Annotated in this window: 13 protein-coding genes; all 13 read left to right on the top strand. The window is 34.0% G+C overall.

Annotated features, from left to right (window positions below; translation table 11 throughout):
- On the top strand, nucleotides 1-327 hold a 327-nt coding region (locus BM305_RS18245), incomplete at its 5' end, for an IS3 family transposase (protein ID WP_143099222.1).
- A 516-nt stretch (nucleotides 328-843) separates the two neighbouring features.
- On the top strand, nucleotides 844-1,059 hold the full coding sequence (locus tag BM305_RS18250) for a helix-turn-helix domain-containing protein (protein WP_092564342.1): 216 nt from the start codon (nucleotides 844-846) through the stop codon (nucleotides 1,057-1,059).
- 22 nt (nucleotides 1,060-1,081) lie between these two features.
- A complete protein-coding gene (locus BM305_RS18255; protein WP_092564364.1) occupies nucleotides 1,082-2,935 on the top strand; it encodes a Dam family site-specific DNA-(adenine-N6)-methyltransferase in 1,854 nt (617 codons plus the stop codon).
- A 16-nt stretch (nucleotides 2,936-2,951) separates the two neighbouring features.
- Entirely contained in the window at nucleotides 2,952-3,800 is an 849-nt protein-coding gene (locus BM305_RS18260) for a hypothetical protein (RefSeq protein WP_092564344.1), read from the top strand.
- Between the two features lie 21 nt (nucleotides 3,801-3,821).
- On the top strand, nucleotides 3,822-4,772 hold the full coding sequence (locus BM305_RS18265) for an AAA family ATPase (RefSeq protein ID WP_092564346.1): 951 nt from the start codon (nucleotides 3,822-3,824) through the stop codon (nucleotides 4,770-4,772).
- A 31-nt stretch (nucleotides 4,773-4,803) separates the two neighbouring features.
- Complete coding sequence (locus BM305_RS18270) at nucleotides 4,804-6,060, top strand: hypothetical protein (RefSeq protein WP_177214805.1); 1,257 nt, start codon at nucleotides 4,804-4,806, stop codon at nucleotides 6,058-6,060.
- Between the two features lie 21 nt (nucleotides 6,061-6,081).
- Complete coding sequence (locus BM305_RS18275) at nucleotides 6,082-7,974, top strand: ImmA/IrrE family metallo-endopeptidase (protein WP_092564350.1); 1,893 nt, start codon at nucleotides 6,082-6,084, stop codon at nucleotides 7,972-7,974.
- Nucleotides 7,975-8,047: 73 nt separating this feature from the next.
- Nucleotides 8,048-9,037, top strand: a complete 990-nt coding sequence (locus BM305_RS18280; RefSeq protein ID WP_092564352.1) for a hypothetical protein — start codon at nucleotides 8,048-8,050, stop codon at nucleotides 9,035-9,037.
- 81 nt (nucleotides 9,038-9,118) lie between these two features.
- Complete coding sequence (locus BM305_RS18285) at nucleotides 9,119-9,847, top strand: hypothetical protein (RefSeq protein WP_092564354.1); 729 nt, start codon at nucleotides 9,119-9,121, stop codon at nucleotides 9,845-9,847.
- Nucleotides 9,848-10,277: 430 nt separating this feature from the next.
- Nucleotides 10,278-10,763: an RNA polymerase sigma factor gene (locus BM305_RS18290; RefSeq protein ID WP_092564356.1), complete on the top strand. Its 486-nt coding sequence runs from the start codon at nucleotides 10,278-10,280 to the stop codon at nucleotides 10,761-10,763.
- A 75-nt stretch (nucleotides 10,764-10,838) separates the two neighbouring features.
- Entirely contained in the window at nucleotides 10,839-11,636 is a 798-nt protein-coding gene (locus tag BM305_RS18295; RefSeq protein ID WP_092564358.1) for a phage antirepressor KilAC domain-containing protein, read from the top strand.
- Nucleotides 11,626-12,054, top strand: coding sequence for a DUF7768 domain-containing protein (locus tag BM305_RS18300; protein WP_092564360.1), 429 nt, complete (start codon nucleotides 11,626-11,628; stop codon nucleotides 12,052-12,054). Before BM305_RS18295 ends, BM305_RS18300 begins: the two co-directional genes overlap by 11 nt.
- Nucleotides 12,051-13,229 (top strand): primase C-terminal domain-containing protein, encoded by a 1,179-nt coding sequence (locus BM305_RS18305; RefSeq protein ID WP_092564362.1) that lies wholly within the window; start codon nucleotides 12,051-12,053, stop codon nucleotides 13,227-13,229. Before BM305_RS18300 ends, BM305_RS18305 begins: the two co-directional genes overlap by 4 nt.
- The last annotated feature ends 42 nt before the right edge of the window (nucleotides 13,230-13,271 follow it).

The raw sequence follows: 13,271 nt of genomic DNA on the forward strand, positions 1-13,271 counted from the left end.
AATTCTAAAGTAAATTTATCAAAAATTAAAGTTTTTCATACAGACAGAGGAAACGAGTTTAAAAATAAAATAATTGATGAGGTTCTAAATGCCTTTAAAATCAAACGTTCCTTAAGCCAAAAAGGGTGTCCATATGATAATGCAGTTGCAGAAGCAGGGTATAAGATTATAAAGACAGAATTTGCATTTAAAAGAGTTTTTAGCAGTTTAGAGGAACTGAAAAGAGAATTAAGTGATTATGTAAAGTGGTATAACAATAAACGTATTCATGGAGCCTTAAATTATATGACTCCAGTAGAATATCGTTTATCTAAAATGACCGAATAAAAATTGTATAAAAAAGTGTTGACAATCCAGAATTCAGAGGCAACATATCGTTGACAGAGTGGGGGGTAAAACTCTAGAAGTAATAAACGCTTACCCCTCTCTCTAAAATGTATGACTTAGTTTTGCCATGTAGTATAAAAATCAAATTTCACCGCACGTGGAGAGTGTTGTATTGATAACAAGAAAAGATAGGTAAAGGGTTGGAAGGTCTTGAAATAAAGGGATTTCCGAGGGTCGGGGGAGAAACTCTGGCTCTCGGATTTTTTATTGGGTAAATCAGAACCAAACATATCCACGTTAGAAATGACATAGGGTTGAGTTGACAGGATAAAAATTGATAGGTTGTGGAGATAGGATAGATGTTAAATATGTGAGCTATAAAAGGTAAACATAATTTTAGAATTAATTTTACTGAATTAATTTTTTCTTCTATTGAGAAACGAATATCGCTATGATATAATGTAAATTGTTAATTTATAACGGAAACAGTTATTTAATACCGCTGAGGTGATATCATTGATTAAAATTAAATTATCTGAATTATTAGGTAAAAACAAAATGACAAGAAAAGCACTTGCTGAGTTAGTTGGTGTGCGCCCAAACACTATCGGCGATCTGTACCACGAGAAGGTCAAAAGGGTCGATTTGGATTTGCTTAATAACATTTGTAAGGTATTTGATTGCGACCTAAGTGATTTACTTGAATATCAAGCAGACAAAGAAAAAAAATAGCGTAACTAGAAAAGGTGATAAAATGAGATATTTAGGCAGCAAAACAAAATTGCTGAATACTATAGAAGATATTATAAAAAAATATGACATTCAAGGGTACACGTTTGCAGATTTGTTTGCAGGAACATCCTGTGTCGGTGATTATTTTAAGGATAGATATAAAATTCAATCTAACGATTTTTTATACTTCTCATACGTTATGAGTAGAGCGAAATTAACTAATAGCAAGACTCCTTCTTTTTCAAATTTTACTAAAGAATATAAAAGGAATATTTTTGATTGGCTTAATTCTCTTGAATTTACTGTAGATAGCAATTACTTTATTTATAATAACTACACTCCGATTGGTGGAAGAATGTTTTTTACAGAAGATAATGGGAAAAAGATTGATGGCATTAGAATAAAGATTGAGGATCTTTACAGAGATCAAATTATTTCTGAAAATGAGTATTTTTTTCTATTAGCCTCGCTTATTGAAAGCACCACCAAGGTTTCGAACACTTCGGGTACTTACGAAGCTTTCTTTAAGTTTTGGGACTCAAGAGCAACAAAAGATTTTATCATTGAGCCACTTGAAATGATCCAAGAAGAACTTTTCGCTCAAAACGATATTTATAATGAAGAAACAAATAATTTAGTGAGGCGTATTGAAGGAGATATAGCATATATCGACCCTCCATATACTGTAACACAATATGTTTCTGCGTATCATATGTTAGATACTATTGCTAAATATGATTCACCCGATATAAAAGGTGTAGGTGGGAAAAGAGGAAGGGGTAATAAAAACTCATTATATGCTCAGAGAACTAAAGCATTACAAGCCTTTGAGGATTTATTTAGGCAGATTAATTATAAACATATATTGGTTAGCTATAGCAATCAAGGACTCGTTAGTATAGAGGATCTAGTTGAATTGACAAAGTTATTCGCTAAAGACGGTAAGGTATACATAGAAAGTACCGACTATAGGGAGTATCAGAATCATCGATCAAGCAATAAGAGTAACGGCAAATCCCTCAATGAAGTGATAATATATTTTCAAAAAGATATGTCTTTAAATAAGTCGCCACTTAATTATTCTGGCAGCAAGGACACTTTGCTTCCAACTATAATAAAAGAGATTCCTCCTTCTGTGAATACTTTTGTCGATGTTATGGGAGGGGCATTTAACGTAGGTGCAAACATCGTTGCCACAGATTGCGTTGTTTATAATGAACTCAATCCTTTTGTTTATGAAATTATTGAGTGGCTTCTAAAAACGGATAAAACTGAAATCGTGGAAACCATTGAGGAAGGTATAGCTAAGTACAAGTTGGAGAAGGGTGAGAAAGAACCATTTGACAAACTTCGTTTAGATTATAATGAAAGAGATAATTCTCCACTAAATTTGTATTTGCTCCATATGTATTCATTCCAAAATATGATCAGATTTAATGGAAAACATAAGTTTAACACTCCGATTGGAGTAGCAGGCTACAGTGAAGATATAAAGCAACGAATACTAAACTTTAAAGTCAAAGCAAAAAACCTAAAAATGATGAATATTGACTACACCTCAATAAATTGGAGTGAGTATCCTTCAGACACGGTTTTTTATTTTGACCCACCTTACTTTATTACAAGTGCTGCTTATAACGATGGTAAGAGAGGAATGAAGGGTTGGTCTGCTGATGAAGAAGTAGAACTATTAAATATACTAAGCCATATTGATATATTAGGATATAAATTCATTTTGTCAAATGTAATTCATCACAAAGAAAGAACAAATCATTTACTATTGAAGTGGGTAGAAGAACACGGATTTAGAATTGTTAACATAGGTACTAGTGGATGGAGATATGCAAAAAGTGAGGTCTTAATAGTAAACTATTAGAAGAAGGAGAAATAATATGAGTCATGTGTTAGTTGTTCCAGAAGAATTAGTGAAAAAACTGAGAACTGCACACAGTGATCCAGGCACACATAATAAATGGTTAGCTATTGGCGTGGATACTGTAGATGATATGCTAAATAACATCATTAATCGACTAAATAACAAGTATGCAAAGTTAAAGATACAAAGCATTAGAGTTGAAAATAAAACAGTTATAAAAGAGAAAATTAATAATTCAAGTAGAGTATCTTTTTTTGCTGGCTATTTAGAAAATGAAAAAAGGAATGTTGATGGTTTGTTTTTTTATGTCGATCCTGATGCAGGAAATGCTAATGATTTTTTATCAAGTAAGATACCGCCTGTAATAATTGGTATATATAATAACATTGCAAATGTGACCAAGGATCTCCACATTAATAATATGCCAATATTTGCGATTAGTTTGTGTACAACAAGTAGAGTGAATAATGCCTCTGTAAAACGTCAGATTATTTGTGCACAAACTATGGGAATAAACTATTTAGACATATTTGATAATCGATTATACGATGTAATTAATAGTGGTGATGATGATATTATAACGTCAATTAATACAATACAACAATTAAATGAATTAATTTTGCAAGATGGTACTAATGATTATTTTACACTTGATGTAACTGCTAGAAAAATTAGTATTATATGTTCAAATATGTTAGGAAGAACAAATGATACAGCATATATATATAGATGGTTTTTAAGGGTTATACCGGCTGTATATTTGGCCGATAAAGAAAAATATGTAATTAATACTACTTCATTAACTGGTTTAAATGATGGAGATATTCCTACAATAAGAGATTACATTTTGAAAATAAAAGGATAAATTAAAAAGGAGAATACTAAAATGCAGATAATTTATTATGGCGCGCCAGGAACAGGAAAAAGTTATAGTGTAGATGAACTAGTAAAAACATCTGGTGTTGGAGATGATAGAATTTTTAGAACTACATTCCATCCAGAATATACATATAATGATTTCGTTGGACAATTACTACCTAAAGTTCAGAAAACAGCAAGTGGTGCTACCAATATCAGCTATGAATTTACAAAGGGAATATTTACAAGAGCATTAGAAAAAGCATACGAAGACACTTCTAAAAAGGTATTTTTGATAATTGAGGAAATGTCGAGAGGAGATTGTGCAGGCATTTTTGGAGATATTTTTCAATTATTAGATAGAGAGTCTTCTGGTGTTAATAAGGGTTACAGTAAATATTTTATAAATAATGATATCATTGCTAAAGACATAATAGCAATTGCTGATGACAAAATTAAATTGCCACCTAATCTCAATATTTTAGGAACTGTAAATACAAGTGATCAGAATGTATTTGTAATGGATACAGCATTTAAAAGAAGGTTTGAATGGCATTATATAAGCACTAAGCCAGAACCTGTAGGTGGCCCATATAAAAATGATATTGACATTGAAGTAGTTACAGACAATGCAGGAACAAAAAAGTTAGTTAAGTGGGTTAACATTTATGGTGCTTTAAATAAGTTTATATCTGACTCACGATTTTTGGGTCTTGGTGAAGACAAGCAGTTAGGACAATTCTTTATAGAATTTAAAGTCGGTGGTACGTTAAGTGACCATAAAAATCAAATTAAAAATAAATTGCTACATTACTTATGGAGCGATATTCATAAATCATGTTATAGTACTGAAATTAGTTTGTTTGATTCATCAATTACAAGTTTTTCTGAATTGTATGATGCCTACGAAGTTGACAAGAAAGTTTATAGCGATAAATTTTTAGAGTGTATAGAATTATGGTTAAAAGGCAAATTATGATTTCTTGATGTATGGAGGTGGTGCTAGTCTAATGAATTTTCAATATGGACAAGATTATAATAGTGTTGATGGCATAGATGTATCGCCTTTTAGCCTTCAAAAAGGTGATATAAAATATCTAAAATCTGACAATAAGGATGTGTTTGATTTTGTGGGATTTGTTTTAGGTGAAGGCAATGTATTATCTGTTTTTCCAAAACATTTTTACAGTGATGCAGAGTTGAAAGATTTGAATAAAAGCAAAAGAGCAAATTCAGAAGATATTAAATTGTTATTTGATGTTTTTGTAAAATATACAAAAGAAGTATCTACTACTGCTAAAGCGACTAAGTACATCGGAGCAAAGCCGGAATTTGTATCAGAATATCCTTTTGCTCCATTTTTTGAGATATATAAGTATTACAGTCAATATGGTATTTATCGTCAAAGCAATATCGAAGTAAGACCCAATGCAAATGGATCGATTTCATGGAAACAAACGATTCAAAAGGCACAGGTCATCGTAAGTGAGGGCAACTTGATTTTCTCTCCCTTATATAAAAAGAAAAAAAGACAACAGAATGTTTTCTTGAGCGAGTGCATGGTGTTTGTTATCGACCATACAATTAACAGTTTTCCATATTTTATTAAGTTGCCAAGAACTGGGTATAAGATGAGTTCTTTTGACTTTATCAAACATCGAGAATATACACTTCAACAGCTACGACAAATTAGTAGCAAAACATTTAAAGATGCTCACAAGAAATTGATATCACACTTAATTAGTTTTTTTGAACAATATAAGAAATCGCCAAAAGGTGGTGATATCCATATCAAAATCAATTATTTTGATAAAATATGGGAGCGGATGGTTTCAACATACCTTAATAAGTATTTTAAATGTGTTGATGAGGTTTCCAATTCTGTTATATTTGATAAAAGCTTAATAACATCATCATTGAGATTTGAATCTAAAGAATTTTTAATTGATGATTCTTCACACCAGTTTAAAATACGGTTAGATCATCATGCAAAAAAAGATGATTCTCTTTATATTTTTGATTCGAAATATTATTACAATGTCTCAGATTTAAATTATAAGCAATTTTCGTATAATGAGATGCTTAGAGGTGGGATTTCGAAGAGTACTAAAATATATAGTGCCTTAATACTACCAAATAATTCAACTTGTTCAAATCTGCATTTTTCATTATCCTCTGCTTATTTAGGAGATCGAAAAACAGGCACAAAAATTATTGAACAATATCTCAATATCAAGGAAGTAATGCAAACTTATATATTAAATTGATCGGTGTGGGGGGGCTTACATATGGCGAGCAATCGTTCATTTAAAGATTATGTGGTAGATAGATTTTATAATGAGTTATTTGTTGCCATACAAAGTTTCACCGCAGCTAACTACGAAGACTTAGATTTGCGGTTATACAGAGTTCGAAATATTGGTAGCATAGAATTGTCGGATATAGAAGCAAAGTTTGTTTCTGTTAATGACTTGCCGGATATGAAAATAGAATTTGATGTTGCTGTCGAAGCAGAACTTGAGGTTCGAGAGGCAGATTATCACTATGATGAATCAGAATTCTGCAAGCAGTGGTTTATGCTGAAGTGTACCGGAGATTTAGACTGCAATTTAGATGATTTGATAATCTTTAGCGTAACTAAATATGTGAGCAAAAATAAGCAGCCAAAACCTATGTCGGATTTTCTTGTTCCATTCATAAACAAAGAACAGCTTGAAGACGAAGCAACAGAATTTCTAAGAAAATACTATCCAGAGGCTCTAAAAAAACCGATGGCAATTGAGCCGGACAAGCTAGCAAAGAGAATGGGGTTAGATATTAAAATTCAGAGAATAACAGAGGACTTTTCTGTATTTGGTCAGATTTTCTTTTTTGATAAAACGACTGAATTATATGATAGTAATTCATGCAGCATGGTGCAGACTGATGTATTAGGGAAAACTATTATAGTAGATCCACAGAATTTCTTTTTGCGCAATCTGGGATCGGTGAACAATACCATCGTACATGAGTGCGTTCATTGGGATAAGCATCGAAAAGCATTTGAATTAGAGCGTTTGTTCAATAAAGATGTCACTCAAATAAAATGCCAAGTTGTTGGTGGTATTAAAGATAATAAGGTTAGAAGTGCTACAGATTGGATGGAGTGGCAGGCTAATGCCCTTGCACCAAGAATCCAAATGCCACTTATTCCCTTCAAGATGAAGGTGAATGAACTTATTCGTAAGTGTCGAGATGAACTCAGTAACTTTAATTTAGTTGATATTATGGAATGGGTTATTGACGAAGCAGCATTGTTTTATGGTGTGTCGCGATGTGCTGCCAAAATACGAATGGTGGATATAGGATATGATCAGGCTATTGGTGTATTCACCTATGTTGATAACCATTATGTCAAACCACATTGCTTTAAAAAAGGATCTATTCAAAAAAACCAGACTTTTTCTATAAGTATAAAAGATGCTATAGTTGAAAGTATATTTAAATCAGAATTAAAGGAAAAATTAAGCAGTGGGAATTATCTATATGTGGATTCGCATTTTTGTTTTAACCATCCAAAGTACATACAATTTAATGAAAATGGGACTACAGAATTAACAGACTATGCTCGTTTCCATATGGAAGAATGTTGCCTAGTATTTGATTTAAAAATAAAATCTGTAAATAAATATGGAGAGCAGTTTTTTACAGAGTGTGTTCTCTATAGAGACGCCGCATCAAGTATAGTGTTTGAGGCACATTACTCTTCTGAAAATAAGGATAATTTGAATCACACAGAAATGATTAAGCAATACAATGCTGATTTGTTATCAGTGGCTCGTAAGCTGCCAATGAATTTTTCAGGAGCGTTGGATGCGCTTATCAAATGGTCCGAGATGACGGAAGAGGAACTTGCTGAAGCTGCTGAAATGAGTGAAAAGACAATACAGCGACTTAGAAATGATGAACCGGATAATGTAACTATTGAAACAGTAGTACAACTTTGTATTGGGATGAAATTGCCACCAATGTTAAGTAATTGTTTATTGAGAGCTTCTGGAAAATCCTTTATGATGACAGAACAGCACCTGATGTATCAGTTCCTGTTGAATTCCTGCTATACAAAGTCCATATATGAGTGCAATGATATGTTAGTATCACAGGATTTGAAACCACTTGGAAGGCAAAATAGAGTTGCTTAGAAAATTTTAAAATAATTTTTTATTGAGCCGGACATGGGATGTCCGGTTGCTTTTTCATAGGGGAGGAATAATTTTGGGGAAATATGATATTGGAAAAAAGCAAAGCAGGTCATGCCAGCTGACCTTTATAGAATTGTGTAAAGAATTAGTAAATGAATATGAAGAAAAATATCCGAATGATGATAAATGGAGAAGTCCAGAAACATTGTGGAAACTGTTTAAAAATGATGATGAGTCTGGATTGATAGATAAACTTAAACGCTGTTTGCATTTTGACATTGAAGCTATAGCAGAAAAAAGTAATGCCGAGAAGTTTGATGAACTAAAACTACTGAAACTCTTATATTATATAGAAAAGTCTGGAGAACCAAAATATAAACCATTGGATAATAAGGAGTTGAAAATACAAATTACTGACATTATTGCCAAACCAAGGCTTGAAAATATTCCAACAAGTTATTCTGAAAAGAGTGTTTATGGTAGCATTTTTAGTGAGATGTTTGATAAAGTACGGAGCGAGATTACTGATGCTGATGCACGAGATAAGAAAATAGAAACAATAAATATGCATTGGGAGTATATTACAGGAAAGATATTTGATTATGTTATCTCCGATAGAGCATTAGATGAGCCAGAAAATGCAATCCGAGAATTAGAGAGAATTAATCGTTTCTTGAATGAGAATGTCCTAGGGAGATTGTCAATAACGTATCCTTCATCCATATCTAATAAGGAAGGGGTTATGAATACATTCTATAATATTCTTGTTTGCCATAGACTGATGTGTAATGAGGCAGACAGATTGAACATCAACTATCGTATTTGTATTGAAGAACCTCCTGAGGATGAATATATAAAGAATTTTAGAAAATGGGAGGGCTGTGAAGTAAAGTGGGGGGTATTCCCCATAATTCAAAAACGTCTTGATAGGGAAATTGAAGATTCTGATTCTGATGCTGATATAGTTCTTTATTTTATTTCATGTGGTCAACCGATTGAAGATTCTGACTTGAAGAATTATAAATTTGCATTTAAGCATTTCAGAACAGTTCTTGACTGGTAGATTGCAAAAAACGAAGATATTGATGTTTCAAATGGAGTTGCATTAGATACTCTTGCAGTAATCATACAAGAGATGGTTTCTGTGAAGAAGAATAAAGAAGGATTCCGTAATGATTATTATGGCTACAATAATCCAAATCGGTCACTCTCAGTAGCAGTTACAAAGCCTAAAGAGGCTGATGCTGTTGCAGTGCAAGCTTGGAAGAAAAAGATAGAAAATAGAGTAGCGATAAATTTTGGAGCATATGATTTAATCAAGAAAAAGCGTCAAGTGGAGAACACAATTTATAAAATTAAGCAGTTTATTTATTCCTATCAAAACTTGGAAGATTTAGAATTTTCGCATGATGTACTCTATCATTTCGTTGCTCGTTCGGTAGTAAGCCGTGATCTTGCAATGCTCATAGGGGATAGGTTTGCTGATAAAATCTATAGTCAGCTAAAAGGGAATGCAAAAAGAGTCAGATTTATTATGTGGCCAGAGGCGGTAAATGTCTATGATATGTTTAGGGAGTTTACGGTAGATATATACAACATTGAGAACTTAGTAGCAGCAGATATAGCAAGACAGATTAATGAGTTCTATGAGGAAAATAGTACAGTGGTATCAAGAGGAATGAGATGTGACTTTGAAGTATGTACCAGTGAAACAAAGTATAGAGATTTCCTATTAACATTTATAGTTAATAGAGATAATAATCAGTTTGAATATCAACAGTTTGTGGAAGTATGTCCAGATGAGGATATAGATATAATGAGAAATCTCGGATTAGAAAAATTTGCAAATAATAACTATCCGATGTTTTTTTAGGGGAATTACTCCCGTTATAAAATTTTATAAAAGGTACAATGAGAGCCATGAAGACAAGCAAAGTAAAGCTTGTTTTCATGGCTCTTTTTTGTTTTGGTGAAGCACAGCTGACGGACATTCCATGTCCGAGAAAAATAGCTTGCTACTCGGTATACTTATAATCGAACAGAAAAACAGTTCAATGTTCAAATAATCCATTAGGGATTCACTTTGAGCAGCAACATTTAAAATCAAATATCACAAGGCCTGATTAGCTATAGGGCATTGGGATACAAATATCGGAATCTTCACAGTGAAAGCTGTGAATGTTGCGATAGAGGTACCCTTTATTTCCTATGGTCTAATCAGGCTTTTTTGATTCGGTACTTCTAAAGCACCAATATTTGTATTCCTTGCCCTTCTGCAAGAAACAGGCAGAAAGGACAAGAGAATGAAATTAAAGATTCGTTATGAACAAAAGTACGAAATATTGGAGGTTAACAGTGAAGAGATGTGGGTCAGCTTGTCACTTGAAGGTGGCGAAGACCTAACGCAAGAAGAAAAGGAAACTCTTATCCAAGATGTTTTTGAGGAGCAATTTAATAAACCAGAATACAATAACTGGCACAAGTTTGATCGTCATCGTGGAAATCTGAAAAAGCAGTTTAGAAAAGATGATCAAGATGCTGATGACAGTGATGGTATGGATACGGTAGCAGATAATTCTCAGGAAGAAAAATTAAATCGCCAATATGACTATGAGGATTTGTGTCAAAAACTCCGTGACGTATTAAAACCAGAATTTGCTGAAGTCATCATTGCTGTTTGTTTAGAGGACAAGACCCCAGAAGAATATGCAGCAGAAATAGGTGAAAAAAGAGATACGGTGTACAAGCGTTTACAGAGAGCCAAGAAAAAATATCAAGAAATTTTGTAAAAGCGTCCAATCTGACCCTCCCTTAAGGCTACTAAGTGAGGGTCGACCTCAATTAAATTTTAGGAGGTAATTCTTATGAGCGAATTACAGATTTTTAATAATGCGGAGTTTGGCTCTATCCGTACACTTATGATTAACGATGAGCCGTATTTTGTAGGTAAAGATGTAGCAGAAATTCTTGGGTACACAAATCCGCAGAAGGCTGTCAGAGACCATATCGATGAGGAAGACAAAACGCTGAACGAATCGTTCACCGTCAACGGGACAAAGGGAATTCTCATTAATGAGTCTGGTCTTTACAGCCTTATTCTTTCAAGCAAGATGCCAAATTCGAAAAAGTTCAAACGTTGGGTTACATCAGAGGTTCTTCCTATTATTAGAAAGCATGGTGTTTACGCAGTAGATGAATTGCTTAATGACCCAGATATGTTGATTGCAGCACTTACAAAACTGAAAGCAGAGCGTGAAAAGAATAATGCACTTATGGCTACGGTGGCTGTTCAGAATCAGCAGATTGTGGAGATGAAACCAAAAGCCAGCTACTACGATGTAGTACTTAACTGCAAAGACCTTGTTGCTATTTCCGTGATTGCTAAAGACTACGGCTGGAGTGCCAATAGAATGAATCAGTATCTTCATGAGAAGGGTATCCAGTACAAGCAGGGCAATAAAATATGGCTCTTGTATCAGAAGTACGCAGAGATGGGTTATACAAGTACAAAAACCCACAGTTATCCAGGAAGTAACGGAACAATGCATACCAAGGTTCATACTTATTGGACTCAGGCAGGACGCTTGTTCATCTATGGACTTTTAAAGGCAGATGGTATTTTGCCTACGATTGAACAGGAGGATGAAACTTATGTCAATTGATAAATACAATGCAGAGGGTTATTACGACCCTGTTACTTATGAGGCATTAACTAAAATTGAAAAGGAAGAGCGAGCAGCACGAAAGGCTGCCGCTTTTCGCCCTATGATATATATTTGCAGTCCTTATTCTGGGGATATCGAAAAAAATACAGCAAATGCAAGAATGTACTCAAGATTTGCTGTTGCAAAAAATACAATACCATTTGCACCACATTTGCTGTTGCCACAGTACATTTCAGAGGAGCATGAACGTGGACTTGCTATGTTTATGAATAAGGTGTTTCTTGGTAAGTGCGATGAATTATGGGTGTTTGGAAGTGAAGTATCTGAAGGAATGTCTGAAGAAATAGAACAAGCAGGAAAAATGAGAAAGAAAATCAGATATTTCACTGAAGAACTACAGGAGGTGTCGCAATGATAAGTTTAACAATATATACGGCAGACTGCGTTGGCAGTCTGTCTAACTGTATTTATCCCAATAAAAATATTATTACGGATGATCAGTCAATGAAAGCTGCAATGCAGCATGACCATGTAACAGCAGAGTATAAGGATAATTACCGTAGTACTTCCAACTTTATTAGTGCCGACAATGTTCCTCTCGACCTAGATAATGACCATAGTGATAACCCTGATGAATGGATTACGCCATTTGAAGTTGCAATGGCATTTCCAGAGGTGTCCTTTGTGGCTGTATATAGCAGAAATCATATGAAAGTAAAAGATGAAAAGTCTGCTCGTCCAAGATTTCATGTGTATTTTGTGATACCAACTGTTATAGATTCTAAGGAATATACGGCACTAAAAAAGAGAATTACAGCTACTTTCCCTTACTTTGACAGTAATGCGCTTGATAGTGCAAGGCTGCTTTTTGGTGTTACAAATCCAGAAGTGGAGTTTTATGAGGGAAGTAGAACTATTGTAGATTTTCTTGATGATCTAGATTTTGAAGAGTGGGATAACCAGCAAAGCCAAGTTCCACAGGGAAAGCGCAATAATACCATGTCCCATTATGCAGGAAAAATCATCAAACGCTATGGGGATACCGAGGAGGCATATCAGTTATATTTACAAAAATCTGAAAAATGCAATCCTCCTCTTGAAGAGGCTGAACTGAAAACTATATGGAATAGTGCCTTAAAGTTTGGTGCAAAAGTATCTACGCAGGAAGGATATATTCCACCTGAGCAGTATAATGCAGGTTTTGAATTAAAACCGGAAGATTACTCAGATGTGGGGCAGGCAGTTGTTCTATCAAGGGAATATTATAGTCGTTTAAGATACTCTCCGTCTACAGGATACCTTGTATATAACGGTAGTTTTTGGGAAGAATCAGATCCCTTGTCGCAGGAGGTGGCACAGGAGCTAACCACAAGACAGCTTGTTGAGGCGGAGGTTGAAATTAAAAAAAGACTAAAGGAAATGGAGCAAAACGGTGCCTTTGAGATATTGGCACAGATGGGTGCAAAAAAAGCAGTGTCAGCATTTAATGAAGTTCAGGCACATTCCTTTGAACTGTATGAGGATGCCATCAATTATAAGATGGATTGTCAACACTTTTTTATACAATTTTTATTCGGTCATTTTAGATAAACGATATTCTACTGGAGTCATATAATTTAAGGCTCCATGAAT

The organism is Anaeromicropila populeti, from assembly GCF_900112775.1.
Lineage (GTDB): Bacteria > Bacillota > Clostridia > Lachnospirales > Lachnospiraceae > Anaeromicropila_A > Anaeromicropila_A populeti.